This window comes from Oscillibacter sp. ER4 (assembly GCF_000765235.1).
In the GTDB taxonomy this organism is placed as follows: domain Bacteria; phylum Bacillota; class Clostridia; order Oscillospirales; family Oscillospiraceae; genus Hominicoprocola; species Hominicoprocola fusiformis.
The window spans coordinates 18,159-35,502 of record NZ_JPJG01000031.1; the positions used below are offsets into that span (position 1 = coordinate 18,159).

At 58.9% G+C, this 17,344-nt stretch carries 13 protein-coding genes and 1 other RNA gene; 4 read left to right on the forward strand and 10 right to left on the reverse strand.

Annotated elements, in window-relative coordinates; all coding sequences use genetic code 11:
* Positions 1-41 precede the first annotated feature (41 nt).
* From NI20_RS0105310 to hydA, 3 genes are read right to left on the reverse strand one after another with little or no spacing between them, the layout of a single operon-like run.
* On the reverse strand, positions 42-1,100 hold the full coding sequence (locus NI20_RS0105310) for an acyltransferase (RefSeq protein ID WP_033120414.1): 1,059 nt from the start codon (positions 1,098-1,100) through the stop codon (positions 42-44).
* Between the two features lie 2 nt (positions 1,101-1,102).
* Positions 1,103-1,588, reverse strand: a complete 486-nt coding sequence (locus NI20_RS0105315; RefSeq protein WP_033120415.1) for a hypothetical protein — start codon at positions 1,586-1,588, stop codon at positions 1,103-1,105.
* A gap of 8 nt (positions 1,589-1,596) precedes the next feature.
* Positions 1,597-2,979: a dihydropyrimidinase gene (gene hydA / locus NI20_RS0105320; RefSeq protein ID WP_033120416.1), complete on the reverse strand. Its 1,383-nt coding sequence runs from the start codon at positions 2,977-2,979 to the stop codon at positions 1,597-1,599.
* Positions 2,980-3,286: 307 nt separating this feature from the next.
* Here hydA and NI20_RS0105325 point away from each other — a divergent pair, with 307 nt between their 5' ends.
* Positions 3,287-5,380 carry a 5'-nucleotidase C-terminal domain-containing protein gene (locus tag NI20_RS0105325; RefSeq protein ID WP_081958382.1) on the forward strand — a complete coding sequence of 698 codons (2,094 nt, stop codon included), beginning with the start codon at positions 3,287-3,289 and terminating at the stop codon, positions 5,378-5,380.
* Between the two features lie 111 nt (positions 5,381-5,491).
* Here the strand turns inward: NI20_RS0105325 and ygfK are convergent, their stop codons facing one another.
* From ygfK to NI20_RS0105340, 4 genes are all read right to left on the reverse strand, one after another.
* Positions 5,492-8,443 (reverse strand): putative selenate reductase subunit YgfK, encoded by a 2,952-nt coding sequence (gene ygfK, locus NI20_RS0105330; RefSeq protein WP_033120417.1) that lies wholly within the window; start codon positions 8,441-8,443, stop codon positions 5,492-5,494.
* Between the two features lie 20 nt (positions 8,444-8,463).
* Entirely contained in the window at positions 8,464-9,807 is a 1,344-nt protein-coding gene (gene ssnA, locus NI20_RS0105335; protein ID WP_033120418.1) for a putative aminohydrolase SsnA, read from the reverse strand.
* 271 nt (positions 9,808-10,078) lie between these two features.
* Positions 10,079-10,279: non-coding RNA, 6S RNA (gene ssrS, locus NI20_RS14505), on the reverse strand.
* A gap of 46 nt (positions 10,280-10,325) precedes the next feature.
* On the reverse strand, positions 10,326-10,616 hold the full coding sequence (locus NI20_RS0105340) for a DUF1292 domain-containing protein (protein ID WP_033120419.1): 291 nt from the start codon (positions 10,614-10,616) through the stop codon (positions 10,326-10,328).
* A 169-nt stretch (positions 10,617-10,785) separates the two neighbouring features.
* Here NI20_RS0105340 and NI20_RS0105345 point away from each other — a divergent pair, with 169 nt between their 5' ends.
* The gene (locus NI20_RS0105345; RefSeq protein WP_052084445.1) at positions 10,786-13,422 is read left to right on the forward strand and encodes a transglycosylase domain-containing protein; all 2,637 of its coding nucleotides are present in this window, start codon (positions 10,786-10,788) and stop codon (positions 13,420-13,422) included.
* A 129-nt stretch (positions 13,423-13,551) separates the two neighbouring features.
* Here NI20_RS0105345 and NI20_RS15635 read toward each other — a convergent pair whose 3' ends face one another.
* The 3 genes from NI20_RS15635 to ytvI all read right to left on the reverse strand — a co-directional run bounded on the left by NI20_RS15635 (position 13,552) and on the right by ytvI (position 16,125).
* Positions 13,552-14,007 carry a transposase gene (locus NI20_RS15635; protein ID WP_242842928.1) on the reverse strand — a complete coding sequence of 152 codons (456 nt, stop codon included), beginning with the start codon at positions 14,005-14,007 and terminating at the stop codon, positions 13,552-13,554.
* The gene (locus NI20_RS15640; protein WP_242842929.1) at positions 13,980-14,681 is read right to left on the reverse strand and encodes an IS110 family transposase; all 702 of its coding nucleotides are present in this window, start codon (positions 14,679-14,681) and stop codon (positions 13,980-13,982) included. Before NI20_RS15640 ends, NI20_RS15635 begins: the two co-directional genes overlap by 28 nt.
* Before the next feature lie 376 nt (positions 14,682-15,057).
* Positions 15,058-16,125: a sporulation integral membrane protein YtvI gene (gene ytvI / locus NI20_RS0105355; protein ID WP_052084448.1), complete on the reverse strand. Its 1,068-nt coding sequence runs from the start codon at positions 16,123-16,125 to the stop codon at positions 15,058-15,060.
* Positions 16,126-16,223: 98 nt separating this feature from the next.
* On the opposite strand from ytvI, the gene NI20_RS0105360 reads away from it, so the two are divergent.
* Entirely contained in the window at positions 16,224-16,664 is a 441-nt protein-coding gene (locus NI20_RS0105360) for an ACT domain-containing protein (RefSeq protein ID WP_033120420.1), read from the forward strand.
* A gap of 88 nt (positions 16,665-16,752) precedes the next feature.
* The coding region (locus NI20_RS0105365; protein ID WP_033120421.1) for an aspartate kinase at positions 16,753-17,344 on the forward strand (592 nt) is incomplete at its 3' end.

A 17,344-nucleotide genomic window follows, 5' to 3' on the forward strand; every position in this document is an offset into this window, starting at 1 on the left:
AAAAGAGGAGCGCGGACCGTTGGCCCGCGCTCCTCTTGCGCTCAGACGAAGTATTTGTTGACGATGGGGACCCGGCTCAGCAGCGCGGAGATCGCCGTGGAGACCGCGAACACAAAGACCGCGAGCAGCGGCACGGAGAAAAAGGCGTTGCAGAAGAAGGTGTCGATACCGAAATGCTGCAATAGCTCGATGACCATGGGATGGACGAGGTAAACGCCGAAGCTGTATTTCGACAGCTTGCGGAGAAGGGTGTACGCCCGCTCGCCCATGTGCAGAAAATTCAGGTGCTGCTTGGCAAAAACGAAGATCGGCACGCTCGTGCAGAGAACATTGAGCGAATTGTAGGTGTAGAAGATGTCGCTCGGCGCGCCCTGTGCCCTTGAGAGCGTGACGGGGGCGAACACGGAGACCAAAAGACCGGCAACGCCGACGCAATAGAGAATGATCTCCTCCCTGCGGCTGAACGTCCGTTTGCTGAGATAGTACCCGCCGACAAAATAAATGGTGAGACCGAGCGGGAAAAAACAGTAGGAGTACATGATGACGGTGCGGATGACCGTGCTCGCCTGATACGAAACGAAGGAGGTGAACAGGGCGAGCTGGGGCAGAAGAAAGGTAAAGATAAAGGCGAGCAGCAGAAAGTAGCGCATGAGCATTTCGTTTTGCACAGTGGGCCGCAGCAGTGGGATGAGCAGATACAGCCCCACGATCATGTAGAGGAACCAGAGGTGATAGTGCCCCGTGATGAACTGCGAAAGCACGACCGAAAGCGGCGCGTGACGAAAGACAAGGTAGACGAGCGCATAGCAGCCCGACCAGAAGAGAAAAACCGTGGCAATGCGTGCGACGTTCTTTTTGAGGATGGTGGAGATGCTGACATCGCGCCCGAGAAACAGCGCGCCGCTAATCATCACGAAGATGGGGACTGACCATTTACCCGCAGTGCAGTAGAGATTGAAAGCGAACCACGCGCGCGAATTGACGTCGACATCCGCCCAGTGCATTGCGGAAAGGTGCACGGCGACAACGGCAAAGATCGCAGCGACGCGGAGAACGTCAAAATAGATCACGCGCCTTGGCGCGGGATGCTCCGAAGACATACTCAGCCCTCCTTTTCCGCGTTCTCGCCGGACGGTCCCTCGTCCTGCGCGGCGCCGGAAACAGCCTCGGGCGCGGCTTGTTCGCCCTCCGCGTGGAAGAGCGCCTCGGCGCGGCCCTCCTCGCGCGCCTGCGCGACAGCCTGCTCGCGCTCCTTTTCCGCCTTCGTGCGCTCTTTTTCCATCACGCGGCGATTGTGCTTATTTTGCAGCTTGAAGACGAGGCGCAGCGCGAGGATGAACACCACAAGGAAAATGCCGAACCAGCTCCAGAACTTGAGCTTGAAGAGCGTTTTCAGCGTCCAGTACTTTGCCTGAAGCCCAAGGAAACAGAAGAGGATCGAGACCGCGAGCGCCGCGCCGAAGAGCAGCACCCACAGCACCGACTTGACGGCGCTTTGCTTGCGCACGCGCAGATGCGCGATCAAAAACAGCAGACTCAGCAGAAAAAACGCAGGGAACTGCGCAAATAAAATTTCCCTCAGATCCATATCTTACCTCACAGTGCGCATTTGCCGCGCTTCAAGTATTCGCCCATCTTGCCGCCGACGACCTTGCCGCCGTCCACCTGCAGCTGACCGCGCAGGTAGACCTTCGACACGCCGCCATTCGTGCGGAAGCCCTCGAACGGCGTGTAGCCCGCCTTGGAGAGCATGTCCGCGCCGTGGAGCACGTGGCTCGCGCCGGGATCGTAGACGACGATGTCGGCGTCGCTGCCCGCAGCGATGACGCCCTTGCGGGGGTAGAGACCGTAGAGCTTGGCGGGATTTTCGCTCAGCGCGCGGCAGACGCCGCCGAGCGAGAGCTTGTTTTCATTGATGGCCACAGTGTAGACGACCTCGCCACGCGTTTCGACGCCGGGAAGACCGCCGGGGATCTTCGTAAAGTCGTCGCGGCCCATGTCCTTCTGCTCGAGCGTGAACGAGCAGTGGTCGGTCGAGATGGTCTGCACCTCGCCGCGGCGCAGCGCCTTCCAGAGCGCTTCACTGTCCTCCTGCGAGCGGATGGGCGGCGCGCAGACGTAGCGCGCGGCGGAGGAAAAGTCGGGATCGTAGTAAACGCCGTCGTCGAGCGCCAAATACTGCGGGCAGGTCTCGACATACACGGTCTGTCCGCGGCGGCGCGCCGCGGCGATCTCGTCAAGAGAAGCACGGTTCGTCGTGTGGACGATGATGACGGGCGCCTCGGCCGCCTGCGCGATGCGCAGCAGACGTGAAACAGCCTCGGCCTCTAAATAGTCGGGGCGGGAGATCGGGTGCGATACGACGTCCGCGCCCAAACCGCTCGCCTTGAGTTCGGCGATGCGCGCGTCGATGACGCCCGCGTTCTCACAGTGGACGCCCGCGATGCCGCCGCGGGCCTTGAGCGCTTTCAGCGCGCGGTAGACCGCGCCGTCGCCGATCATCATGGCGGGGTAGGTGAGGTACATCTTGAAAGACGTGATACCGGCGTCGAACATCGCGTCGAGCTCAGACTCGATGCTCTCGTTCCAGTCGTCGATGGTCATATGGAAGCCGTAGTCGCAGTAGCACTTGCCGTCGGCCTTTTTATGCCAGAGATCAAGCCCATAGGCAAGGGATTCCCCTTTATTGGGGCAGGCAAAGTCGATGACCGTCGTCGTGCCGCCGCGGATGGCGCTTTTGCTGCCGCTTTCAAAGTCGTCGGCCGTCGTGGTGCTGCACACATCGAGATCGAAGTGCGTGTGCGCGTCGATAAAGCCGGGGAAGAGCATGCAGCCCGTCACATCGACGACCTCGCTCTGCGCGGCGAGCTCGGGCGGAATGTGGCCAAGCATTTCGACCTTTTCCCCGTCGATGAGCACGTCGGCGCGGCGGCAGCCGCGGCCGCTGACGACATAGCCGCCTCGAAGCAGTGTTTTCATGGAAGAACCCTCCTTTGAAAAAATACCGTTCCAAATTAGCAAAAGCATAGCATACTTTTTACCTGATTTCCATAGAGTTTGGAAAAAATGTGAGAAGCGCCAAGATTTTTGCCGCAAATTCGGAACAATGCCGTATTGAGAAAGTAGCAGACATACGATACAATAAAATCATACCACATTCCGCTTTTATTTGTACAAAAAGCGAACTTTTGGCGCGCAGACCAACTGAGAGATGTGAAAAGAAGCTGCGTGTCACGAAGAGCGGACAGAGAAAAAGCGGAGTGAAAAAATTGAGGAGGAAAACACTATGCGCAAGTTCCTATCCGTCCTGCTCGCAATGGCGATGGTTCTCAGCCTGACTGTGACCAGCTTTGCGGCGGACACCGCCGCTGATGCGAAAGCCGAGATGGCGGGCAAGACTGTCATTCTGCATACGAATGACGTGCACGGTGCGGTCGAGGGCTATGCCTACATCGCACAGCTCAAGGCCGACTATGAGGCCAAGGGAGCCGAGGTCATCCTCGTCGACGCCGGCGACTTCAGCCAGGGCACGACCTATGTCAGCTCCACCAAGGGCGCTGATGCGGTCACGATGATGAATGCCGCGGGCTACGACGTCGTCACCCTCGGCAACCACGAGTTCGACTACGGCTATGCCCAGCTCAAGGAAAACATGAGCAAGGCCAAGTTCAAGGTCGTCTGCGCGGACGTCTTCAATGAGGACGGCACCCCCATCTTCGACGCGAGCTACACCTACACCACCAAGTCCGGTGTGAAGGTCGGCTTCTTCGGCATGGAGACCCCCGAGACCCAGACCAAGGCCAACCCCGCGCTCATCAAGGGCCTGACCTTCGCTGACAAGGACGCCTTCACCAAGGCTGCCGCCGATCAGGTCGCGGCGCTCAAGGATGCGGATGTTGTCATCTGCCTTGCGCATCTGGGCGTTGACGCAGAGTCCGCTCCTTACCGCTCCACCGATCTCTACGCCGCCGTCAAGGGCATTGACTTCATCATCGACGGCCACTCCCACACCGTGATGACCAAGGGCGAGAAGGGCGAGCCCATCCAGTCCACCGGCACCGCGTTCAAGAACATCGGCGTGATCGTCATCGATGACGCCAGCAAGAAGATCGAGAGCAACTCCCTTTACGAGATCAAGGAAGACACCGCCAAGGACGCGACCGTTGCCGCGGCGGCAAAGGTCATTGTTGACCGTGTCAACAATGAATACGGTGTCAAGTTCGCCACCAGCAAGGTCGAACTCAACGGCGCGAAGGCCCCCAACGGCAACCGCGACGTGGAGACCAACAACGGCGACCTCATCACCGACGCGATGCGCTGGAAGGTCTTGCAGAACAAGGACGGCCTGACCGTGAATGAAGACCATGTGGTCGCCATCACCAACGGCGGCGGCATCCGTGCGGCGATCGCCAAGGGCGATGTGACCAAGAAGGACATCAACACCGTTCTGCCGTTCGGCAACACGGTCGCGGTCGTCTATGTCACGGGCGAGCAGCTGCTCGAAGCGCTCGAGGCTTCTACCTTCAGCACCCCGACGGCGGTCGGCGGCTTCCCGCAGGTTTCCGGCATCAACTTCACCATCCACACTGGCAAGGCGTATGACAAGAACGACACCACCTATCCCGAATCCACCTACTATGGCCCCAAGACCATCAACCGCGTGGTCATCAACAGCGTCAACGGCAAGGAATTCAAGGCCAATGAGGTCTACGCCGTTGTGACGAACAACTTCTGCGCCGCCGGCGGCGACACCTACTATGCCTTTAAGGCCGCTTCCGCCCAGTTCGACACCGGTATTCCTCTGGACGAGGCTGTGATGGAGTATGTGACCAAGGAGCTCAAGGGCGTGATCGGTGAGCAGTATGCCGCGCCTCAGGGCCGCATTTCCTACTTCAATCCCTTCAAGGATGTGAAGACCACCTCCTGGTACTTCAACTACATGATCCATCTCTATGAGGCTGGCGTGATCTCCGGCACCTCCGCCACCACCTACACGCCCGACGCCAAGCTGTCCTGGGCGGCCGCGCTCAAGCTCCTGCTTGTCAGCCACGGCGATCTCAAGGCTGCGGACGCCACCGGCGCCGACTGGAGCAAGAACGTCATCGCCAAGGCTGCGGAGCTCGGCCTCGTTGCTGCGGACCTCGACGGCACGAAGGCCATCTCCCGCCTCGAGTTCTGCCAGGTCGCTGCCAAGCTCAACAAGCTTGCCGAGTCCAAGACCGAGAGCAAGTTCACCGACTGCACCGACGGTTACGTGATGGCGCTCGTCGACGCGAAGGTCATCGACGGTATGACCGCTACCACCTTCGAGCCTGCCGCGTCCCTGACCCGCGCGCAGATCGCCAAGATCATCTATCAGCTGAACCTGATCGAGAAGTAAGGCGAAGCACAATACAACGAAAAGAGCGCTGCTTAGGCAGCGCTCTTTTTTGCTTCCAACAGGGAAGAGGGAGCCGGGGCATCGCCCCGGCTCCCTCGTTTTTCGCTTTGCTTACAGGTAGAGGTAGCTGTACTTATCGCGCACGGTGAGGATGAGCGCCTCCAGCTCGACGGGAAGATCGTTGTCGCAGGAGGCCAAGTCGTATTCCTTCACGCCGTCCTCGTAGCGCAGGCGGACCATATCGTCGTCCTCGAAGAGCACGCCGTAGTTTTCGCTCTCGTCCATGTCCTCCTTCGTCTGGAAGAGGGTAAATTTGTCGTGGCAGGGTTCGCTGGCATAGGGGCAGAACTGCGTGCAGTTGCCGCATTCGTTGCACATCTTGTCGACATGGACGATCTCGTGTGAGCCGTCGGCCATCTTGATGACGACATTCGCGCGGTTCGGGCAGGAATCGACGCAGTTTTCACACACGGTGGAGCACTGTAAGCAGCGCTCGCCGTCGCAGACACACTTACTGGCCATCGAGAGGATACCCTTCTTGGCCTGCGCGTCGAACTCGGTCACATCGGCCTCGGCAGGGATGTCGTAGATGTGCGGGTGACCGACGACGATCTCGGCAAAGCGCGCGGCGTCAGCAATGCCCTCGACCACGGTGGCGGGGCCGCGGTGCGCGTCGCCCGCGCAGTACACGCCGGGGATGTTTGTCTCGAACGCGGGACCCTTGCGCTCCATCTCGATGCCGTTTGCAGCCATCAGCTCAGCGTCGACCTGCTCGCCCACGGCGGAGATGACCATGTCGCAGGGGATGGTGAACTGCTCGCCGGATTTGACGGGGCTGCGGCGGCCGCTCTCATCCGGCTCGCCGAGGATCATCTTATCGCACAGGAGCTTGCCGCGGCTCTGTTTGACGGGCGCGGCCAGCTCGACGAATTCGACGCCCTCGTCGATGGCGAGCTGTAACTCGTGCTCGTCGGCGGGCATGAATTTCTTCGTGCGGCGGTAGAGAATGGTCGCATGCGCACCCATGCGCTTTGCAACGCGCGCGGCGTCCATGGCGGTGTTACCCGCGCCGACAACGACGATGTTGCCGCTCAGGCAGGGCTTGACCTGCTTTTTCATGCGCTTCATCCACTCGATGACGCCCTGCACGTTGCCTTCAATGTCGAGCTTGCCGGGCTTCCACGCGCCGGTGGCCATCAGGATGTGCGTGTAGCCCATCTTCTTGAGCTGTTCGACGGACGGAGCAGGCTTGCCGAGCTTGACCTCGACGCCGTAGCGCTCCATGAGCGCGACGTCCTTGTCGATGGCCTCGTCGCTGATGCGGAAGGCGGGGATGACGTAGCGCGGCACGCCGCCGAGCTTGCGCTCGCGCTCGAAGATCGTGGTGGGAACACCCTCGCGGCCAAGGAAGTACGCCGCGGCGATACCGGTCGGGCCGCCGCCGACGATGGCAACCTTTTTATCCTCGACCGGCTCAGGCATACGGAGGGAGGCCATCAAGGTGTTGTAGCCCTTTTCCGCGGCAAGAAGCTTCGTCTCGCGGATGTGGACGGATTCCTCATAGAAGTTGCGCGAGCACTTGCCCTGGCAGCGGTGCGCGCAGATGGTGCCGGTGATAAACGGCAGGGCGTTCTTCTCGGTGATGAGCTTCAGTGCTGGGCCGTAGAGCCCCTTGCGGCAGAGCTCAAGGTATTCGGGAATGTCCTGCTCGATGGGGCAGCTGCCCTTGCAGGGCGCGGTAAAGCAGTCGAGCAGCGGCACCTGTTCATCTTTTTTGCGCGAGGGGAGCGGCTTGATTGCCTTGAGGTGGTGGAAGTCGTGCAGCGCGGAGGCGGCAAGGTCGGAGATCGCGGCGGGGTCGTTGCCGGAAAATGCGCGGTAGGGCATATCCTTGACCTTTTCGACCATCTGGTGCAGGCGGTTGTAGCCGCCGGGCTTCAAGATGGTGGTGGCGACGGTGATGGGCCAGATGCCGGCGGCAAAAAGCTTGTCACAGTTGAAGTAGTCCGCGCCGCCTGCGAACGAAATGCGCATCTTGCCGCCAAACTGGCGGGAGATGCGATTGCACATCTCGATCGTCAGTGGGAAGAGGCTGCGGCCGGACATATACATTTCCTCGTTGGGCAGCTCGCCGCGCGTCGTGTCGACGGGGAAGGTGTTGGAGAGCTTGAGGCCGAACTCGAGGTCCTGCTTGTCCGCAAGCTTTTGCAGCCGCTCGAACATCGGCACGGCGTCCTCCCACTGGAGGTCCTCGTTGAAGTGGTGCTCATCGAAGACGATGTAGTCATAGCCCATGGAATCGAGGATGCTGCGCGCGGTCTTGTAGCCGAGAATGGTCGGGTTGCACTTGACGAAGGTGTGCAGATGCTTTTCCTTGAGAAGATAGCTTGCGATGCGCTCAATCTCCTGCGGCGGGCAGCCGTGGAGCGTGGAGAGCGTAACAGAGCGGGAAACATTGGGGGAGATCGAGGCGATGAAGTCCTTTTCCTCGGGGAAGAGCTCGGTCAGGACTTTTTTACATTCCTTGAACTGCGCGGTCTTGCCCGCGTCCATCATGTTGTTGATATAGGTGTTGACCTTGCGGCCCTTGATGCCGTCCAGGTCGTAGCCGACGGACATATTGAACACGAACCCGTCGGGATCGCCGAAGCCGTAGACCTTGCTCATGATCTTGAGCGCGCACCAGGCCTTGATGTACTCGTCCTGCGCCTGCTGCACGGTCAGCTCGGTCGACCACTCCTGATTGTAGCCCTCGTCAGCGGCGAGGATACAGGGGCGGGGAACACAGGCGGCAAGCTCCGCGCCGTCCATTTTCTGCACGGTCTTGACCTCGAAAAAGCGCGCGCCGGCGGCATAGGCCGCGATGATATTCTGCGCAAGCTGGCTGTTGGGGCCGGCGGCGGGGCCAAACGGTGTTTCGATGCGCTCGCCGAAGATCGGCAGGCTCTTGCCGCTTGCGTGATAGTGCTTATGAACGCCGAACACATCGCCGCACTGCGCGTATTCGCTCGTCACCCAGTTCATCAGAGAGTCGAACGGAATGGGATACATTTTTTCAGACATTGTTTTTTCCTCCCGCTTGCTTAATAGGTTCTGTGATTCAGCTCGCCCCAAAGCTTCTTTGCCGCCTCAAGAATGTGCGCATTTTCGGCTTCTTCGTCGATGCCGACGAGCTCGCGGTCGAGCATGAGGGTCTTGCCGGCGGCGATGGTGGTTTGGCACTGGCGGCCCGTCATGCCGAAGATCATGTGGCCGTCGATATTCTCGTCGGAGAACGGGGTGAACGGCTTATAGTCCATGACGATGATGTCCGCTGCCGCGCCGGGCTTCAGCACGCCGAGCGTGTCGGGGAAGTATTTTTCACCGATCTTCGCGTTATTCTTGAAGAGCATGTCCGTGACCTCGCACCAGCCGACGTTCGGCAGGCAGTTCTGGCTGCGCTGGGAGCAGAGGGCGACCTTGAGGGACTCGAGCATATCGTTCGTGTAGGCGTCTGTGCCCATGCCGAGAAGAATGCCGCGCTTGTGGAGTTGGAGGACGGGGCAGATGCCGATGGCGTTGCCCATGTTGGATTCCGGATTGTTCACGACCATCGTGCCGGTCTCCTTGATGATCTCCATTTCGGCGGTGTTGACGTGGATGCAGTGGCCGAGGATGGTCTTGGGACCGAGAATGCCGAGATCCTGCAAGCGCTGGACGGGGCGGCGGCCATAGTTCTGGAGGGAGTCGTACACATCGTTCATGCCCTCGGACACGTGGATGTGATAGCCCGTGCGGCCGTTGTTGGCCGCGACCATGCGGTCGAAGGTCTTATCGGAGATCGTGAACAGCGCGTGGCCGCCGAACATTGCCGCGAGCATCGGGTCCTTATTCTTTTCGCATTCGGTGATAAAATCGGCGTTCTCCTGAATGGCCTGTAAGCACTTCTCCTCGCCGTTGCGGTCTGAGACCTCATAGCATAGGCAGGAGCGAAGGCCCAGGCGCTTGCTCTCCTCGGCAATCGTGTGGAGCGTGCCGGGGATCTCACCGTAAGAGGCGTGATGGTCGAAGATCGTCGTCACGCCCTGCTTGATGGAGTCCATGTACAGCGCGGTGGCGGACGCCCTTGTGCCGTCCATCATCAGATGGCGGTCGATGGCCCACCATGTGCCGTCAAGGACTTCATAGAAGTTCGTCGGGTTGTTGCCGACGATGGAAAGGCCGCGGGCGAGGGCGGAGTAGATGTGCGTGTGCGCGTTGATGAACGCGGGCATGATGACACCGCCTTTGGCGTCGATGATCTCGGCGTCGGGATACTTGGCGCGAAGCATCGCTTCCTCGCCTACTTCGACGATCTTCGTGCCTTCAAAGGCGACGGCGCCGTGCTCATAATAGCCCTGTGCATCTGCGTTGCGGGTGATGAGACGACCGTTGGTGACAAGTTTCATAAGTTTGCTCCTCCTTTTTCGTTTGCCTTTTCCCTGCCGCGAAAGCGGCACCGCAAGGGGAAAGAAAAAGCGCTCCTCACACAGACCGTATCATCTCCCCGAAAGGGGAGACCGTACAGCCCGTGCGCGAAGCACTACGTTGCAGCTACCAAACGGTAATTTAGTTTGTAAAAATATTTTACAGGAATCGCGAACAAAATGCACGTTTTTTTCGTCTAAACTGACGTAGAAAATAAAAACGTAATTTTGTGCAATCCGTGGAAAGATAAAAAGATGCCCCGCAGCGGCCGTGTAAGCCCCGTCAAAACCTGCACCATTCTGGACAGGTGGGTCGCCTCTGTCCGGCTTTATTGCTTCCAACGTCCAGCCGCAGACGGCAGCCGGGAGGCCTGCAAACCACCGGAGCGTACCGGCGTCCCTTATGACGAAATGTGGGTTTAAAAAGAACTTATCACGCACCCCGCAGGGCATGTTCAGTTTATCTCAGTTTTCGGAAAAAATCCGTCGCAATCGAAGTTTTACTCTTCGTCCGAGAGGATCTGCTCCATGAAGAGGTCGTAGACCTTGTCGATTTCCTCTTCGTCGTCAATGGTGACAAGGAACTCCTCGCCGTTTTCCATCTGGCTTTTGAGGATCACGAGACCGTATTCCTCTTCGTTTTCCTCGTCCTCGCTGTCCTCTTCGACCACGGGGAAGAAGGCCATATACGTCGTGCCATTATGCTCGAGCGCGTCGACGTATTCCAGCTCTATATCGTTGCCCTCGTCATCAGTCAGCGTGACGAAATTGGGGCCGAACTCATCGTTCATGGGGGAACACCTCCTGAAAGTTTGTGCTCGCATTATACCGCACCTTGCGGCAAAATGCAAGACAAGATACGTACCACTTGACAGCCGTGCTATACTGTATTCTGTATCACTATTGAAAATCGGCTATGCGCGCTTGCGCATATTTCTATCGCAAAGGAGGAGGCGCTTTATGGAAGAAAACCGCGCAGAAAACCAGACGCCCCGAAGACAGCACACCCAGCACCCCACGCATCAGGCGCACAAAAAGAAAAAATCCGGCACGGCCAAGCGGGTCATCGGCACCATTCTCGCCATCGGCCTTACCACCTGCCTGATGTTTTTCGCCATCTTCATGGTCTACGTGCACACGTCGCTCGATCTGAATGTGGACATCTCGGCCTATACGCTCAAGCAGAGCTCAACGGTCTACTATCAGGACAAGGCGAGCGGGGAGTGGGTGGAGCTCACGAAGCTTCACGGTGAAGAGAACAGAACGCTCGTCAGCATCGACGACATCCCCAAGCATGTGCAGGAGGCGCTGACCTCCATCGAGGACGAGCGCTTCTATAGCCACCACGGCGTGGACTGGAAGAGCACGGCCAAGGCCATTCTCGGCAAGCTCACCGGCACGTCGACCCGCGGCGGCTCGACGATCACCCAGCAGGTCATCAAAAATGTGACCGGTGACGACGAGGTGACCATCAAGCGCAAGGTGTCGGAGATCTTCCGTGCGCTGCGGCTCGAGAAGAACTACTCGAAAGACGAAATTCTCGAGACGTATCTGAACACGGTGTATTTCGGCAACGGCTGCTACGGCATCGAGGCCGCGGCGGAGGGCTACTTCGGCAAGACCGTTGGTGAGCTGAGCATCGCGGAGGCGGCGTCTATCGTTGGCATCACGCAGTTCCCTTATAAATATGACCCCGCACGCGGCGACTGGTACCGCGAGCAGAACAAGGAGCGCCAGCTCACCGTTCTTTATAAGATGCACGAGCTTGGCAAGATCAGCGACGAAGAGTACGAGCAGGCAAAGGTCGAGCCGCTCGTCTTCACCTGGGATGCGGACTTTGTCCCCTCTGCCAATGTGGCGAGCAGGGCGGACAGTGCGTCGAATACGATGTATGACTCCTACTTTGTCGAGCGCATGTTCAATGATATCGTCTCTGACATGCATGAAAAGCTCGGCTACGATGAGTCGGTCGCAAAGGACATGCTCTACACCGGCGGCTACTCCATCTACTGCACGGTCGATCCCGAGATCCAGTCCATCGTGGAGAGCGTTTACGCCGACCGCAATAACCTGAACTACACCTCGTCCAAGGGCCAACTGCTCCAGTCCGGCGCGACGATCATCGACAACACGACGGGTGACATCGTCGCCGTTGCGGGCCGCGTGGGTGAGCGCGAGGGGCGGTTCCTGCTCGACTATTCGACCGTTGTGCGTCAGTGCGGTTCTGCCATCAAGCCTTTGAGCGTTTACGCGCCCGCGCTGGACGCCGGCGTCATCACGCCCGCGAGCGTCATCGACGACTATCCCGTTGAAATGCTCGGCGGCAGTATTTGGCCGGTGAATGCCTACTCGGGCTACCGCAGCATTATGACGCTGCAAGACGCCATCCGCAATTCGTCCAACCCCACGGCGGTGCGCACGGCCATCAAGCTGACGCTGCCCGCGTCGTATGCGTTTATGACCGAAAATCTCGGCTTCACGACGCTGACGGACGACGATATGACCGCGGCGGGCGCGCTCGCGCTCGGCGGCCTTTCTAAGGGCGTGACGACGCGCGAGATGGCCGCGGCCTACGCAACATTTGCCCGCGGCGGCGTTTACACCACGCCGAGAACGTATACCGAGGTGCTTGACCACAACGGCAACGTCATCCTTGAAAATAAGACCGAGTCCCACGTCGCGATGAAGGAGAGCACTGCATACGCGATGAACGAGCTCCTGAAAAACGTCGTGCGCAACGGTACGGGTACGGGCGCGAACTTCTCCGGTATGACCATCGCCGGTAAGACCGGTTCGACCAACAGCAACAACGACCGTTACTTTGTCGGTTACACGCCGTATTACACGGCAGCGGTCTGGGTCGGCTACGACACGCCGACGCGCATCGTGGCGAGCGGCAACCCCGCGGCCACGCTGTGGAAGACGTTTATGAGCAAGGTCCACGCGGGCCTTCCGAACAAGGACTTTGAAGTCAGCAGCGCCGACATGGTCAGCGTGACCGTCTGCACGCAGACGGGACTTCTGGCCTCGGCCGGCTGTCCCTCGCAGACTGTCAAGGTCGCAAAGGACCATGCGCCCTCGCTGAGCTGCGACGGACACATCAGCGTAACCGTCTGCGCCGATTCCGGCATGCTCGCCTCCGACTACTGCCCGAATGTTACGACGGCCTATGTGCTCGATCTGGGCCAGCCGAACGTCAGCAGCGGTTGGGGCTACAAGCGCGAGCTTCTCACGACGCCGCTGAGCGCCGCGCTTCAGGCAACGTATCAGGCACAGCTCGAAGAAGGGCTCATTTCGTCGATCCCTGCAGGCGAACCGGTGCGCACGAACAGCGGCACAGTGCAGCTATACAGCGATCTGATGTACAGCGGCATGTGCACGACGCACACAACGCCGCTGGAGCCCACGCCGGACCCGGATGCACCGGATGACGGCAGCGGCACGACGCCGGGCGGTGATGCCACCACTGGCGGCGACAGCGGCACACAGACGCCGTCTGACAACACTGGCACGGCGGGAGACAGCGCATCCGGCGATGTCGGAGACAACGGCCAGTTCCTCAACTGGCTGCTCAACAACGGCGGCACAGGCCGGTAAAAAGCAATAAACCTGCTAAAAAGTCAAGCCCTAATTAAAAAAAGTTATCGGCAGAAAAAGAGTATAGCAAAGCAGAGGCGGCAAAGCGGATCGCTTGGCCGCCTCAAATAAAGCATTGGAGATCTCAGCTCATTCTATTGCCGGCAAACTGCGGTAGAGCTCTGTGACCTTGCCATAATAGACTCGGAGGAACTTATTCATGCGTGCTACCATAGCGAGTTTACCACTCTTTCCCTCGCCGCGTTTTTTCTCAATGAATGTAAAGATCGGGTCGTTTGCCGGTTTGTGCATCACATAGCTCTGCATGACTTCGTACCCGGTCTTACGCAGATAGCGATTTCCCCGCTTGGAGATATGCCGGTTATTCGCGCAGAATTTGCCGGACTGGTACGGCGGCGCATCGATGCCGGCGTATGCGATGAGAGCCCGCTTGCTGTGAAAGCGTCGGACATCTCCGATCTCCGCAATCAGGCGCGGAGCCAGCGTGTCCCCGATGCAGGGCATTTCGCGCACGAGAGAATATTCCGGCAGAGTCTTGGCGAGAGCTTGCATCTGTGTTAAAATAGCGTCACGGGACGCCTCCACTGTGTGGAGGACTCGTATCGCTTCCGTAATGACGATCTGCGTGGATGGTGCATTGGGAAGCACAGGGATACCGTTTTGAGCTGTGGCAAAGATGAGTGTTGCCATACGTTCGCAATTGCGGTATCCCTTTTTTCCGCCCATTTGCAATAATCCTTCCGAAAGCGCGTTTCTCCCATTTCGAGGATGTGAGTGGTGTGACAATACTGCAGGACAAAGTCCGAAAGCTTGTGCCGTCCGGCATGGTCGCTCATGAGCTCCTGCATACCGGGCAAAACCTGATCACAGAGGGCATTAAAATCAACCTTTGCCTTGATCAGCATGGAGGTCATTTGGTAATACTGCCGCGCCAGAAGCTGAAGCTCCCGATATGTATCCTCCGGCAGCTTGGTCGGTTGAAGCTCCTGCCAATAAGCCAAACCGTACAAAGCGATCTGCATAGCGTCAATTCGATCGGTCTTCACCTTGCGGATACTTTGTGAGCAAAACCGCTTCATCCGCAGCGAATTGACGACGGAGACGAATATTCCGTTCTCCAACAAAGCAGTCACCACCGGGCAATGGTAGCTGCCGGTGCTTTCCAAAACGGCACGAACCTCTTCGCCGCTGCTGCGCAGCAGTGATACGAGCTCCAACATTCCTTCTCTTGTGTGCTGAACTTCAAATGGAGCGTACACGATCTCTCCCCCCTGGCTTCATTCCGCACACTGTACTTTTTCCTTTGGACACATCGATCCCGATACTGAGCACGGGCATTCCTTCTTTCCTGATAAAATATTGCAATGCTTTCGCACCGGCTTATTACGATTCAATTTGGTTCGTGACACGCACACGGCATAGCCGGAGCAACCTGCTCAATCGAATCTTTATAACAAGAGGGCGGAGGACTGTTTACAGCTCGAGCGCTTGGCTCGTCAAAGAGACCGTCCATCCATTGCCCTCCCATTATAACAAAATAACAAAAATAAGCATAGTCTCCGAGGCTTCCTATCCGCTTCGGGTGCTATGCTTATTTTGTACCAAAAAAGAGAACGGTTTTCACCGTTCTCTTTTTTATGCGGCAGCTTCCGATTTTGCGTTTCGAATCTGCGCGAACAGCAGCAGGAGGAAGGGGAAGAGTACCATCCCTGCCACGCCGAATGTGCAGTAGCCGAGGTACATCGCAAAGAGCGACGCGACCGGCGGCAGCCCCGCCTGCGCGGAGAGAAGCTTGGGCTCGAGCGTGTTGCGCGTGATGAGCGTGCAGAGGTAGAGCGCGAGGAGCACGATGGCCTTGGGCGGGAAGCCGAACAGCAGCGTGAAGACCGCCCACGGCACGAGCGCCGTGCCCGTGCCGAAGACCGGCAGCGCGTCGAGCAGTGTGATGAGAAAGGCGAGCAGCAGGGAATAGCTCTGGCGCATGAGGAGAAAGCCGATAAGAAGCTCTGAAAACGTGATGAGCGACAGCGTTGCTTGCGCGCGCAGCCACCGCGCAAGCGAGCGCATTACGCCGCCGCGAAAGAGCCGCAGCTTTGCCATCGCTTCTTCCGGCACGGCGTGTTCGAGTGCTGCGCAGAGCTCGGGGTACGACGCGGAGGTGAAGAAGATCGCAAGCACGCCCGTCGCGATGGCGAGCACGCCGCCCGGCAGCGCCGCGGCGGCAGAGCCGAGCCACGCCATCGCGCGCGAAGACAGCGAGCGCAGCAGGCTGTCCGCGTCCGTGACGGCCCTGAAAAGCTGCTCGTGCAGATAGCCGCTGAGCCATTCGGGACTCGACGCGCTGAACTGCTCCAATCGGGAGAGCAGATCGTCTGCTGCGGCGGGGATCGCGTCGAAAAACGCGGGCGCGGCGGCGAGCAGCGCGTTCGTCTGAGAAAGCAGCGTAGACCACAGGAGCGACAGCAGCCCGCCGAGCAGAAACAGCAGCGTCAGCGTCAGGATCAGCGCGGAAAAGCCACGTTGAAAGTGAAATTTCCGCCGCAGATACAAAACGACCGGTTCCAGCAGCGCCGCGATGAGCAGTGCCAGCAGAAACGGCAAACACCACGGCAGCACATAGCGAAAGCAGACATAAAAGAGAGATGCACCCATGAAAAGCGCGAGCGACAAAGTGAGGAAGCGTCTCAGCCGTTTTTCAGTCAAATTTTGCAGACCTCCCATCGAAAAAAGTGTTGCAATATGCGTTAAGATATGCTAAAATCCTGCCATATAAAGACAGATGACCGCGGAGGAGAAACATTATGGCGCCTGCAACGAAATTTTATTTGGTCTCGGCAGAGGCCCTTCCGGAAATTTTTATCAAGGTGGCGGAGGCGAAGCGCATGCTCCAGTCCGGCGAGGTGCGCACCGCGGGCGACGCCGCCCGCACCGTCGGCATCAGCCGCAGCGCATTTTATAAGTACCGCGATGCGGTGCGCCCCTTCAACGATATGAAGACCGGCCGCATCATCACGTTCTACACGATGCTCAAGAACAACCCCGGCGTATTGTCCAACGTCCTTTCTATTTTTGCCGGTTCGGGCGCGAATATTCTGACCATCAACCAGAGTATTCCCACCAACGGCTGTGCCGCGGTGACGATCTCGGCCGAGACGTCCGAAATGCAGGAGTCGATCGAAGAGATGATGGCGCGGGCGCTCGCGCTTGAGGGCGTGGTGCGCTTCGATATCCTCGCGGCCTGAGTCACGCGGGCTTGTACAAGTTCATACGATGGATTGGCAGCGGCTGAGATGAGCGCTGTCAATCCATTTTTTGTTGGAAGTGGTTCTTATGAGCCTGATCGTACAGAAGTTCGGCGGCAGCTCCGTGCGCGACTATGCGCATCTTCTGCGCATGGCGCGCATCGTCAAATCGCGGGTGGACGAAGGCGACGACGTGGTCGTCGTTCTCTCCGCGCAGGGCGACACGACGGACGGCCTGCTGCAAAAGGCAAAGGAGATCAGCGAGCGGCCTTCGCCGCGCGAGCTCGACATGCTGCTCTCCGCGGGCGAGCAGATGAGCGCCGCGCTCGGCGCGATGACGCTGCGGTCCATCGGCGTGGAGGCGGTATCCCTCTGCGCATGGCAGATCCCCATCGAAACGGACGGTACACATGGGAACGCGGAGATCGAACTGATCGACACCGCGCGTATCCGGAAGGAGCTGGCCGAGGGCCGCGTTGTGGTCGCGGCGGGCTTTCAGGGCGTCGACGAGCGGGGCGACATCACGACGCTCGGACGCGGCGGCTCGGACACGAGTGCAGTGGCGCTCGCCGCGGCGCTGAAGGCCGATGAGCTCATCATTTATACCGATGTGGACGGCATTTTTTCATCTGACCCGCGCATCTGCAAGAACGCTGTGCGGCGCGAGGTGATCTCGTATG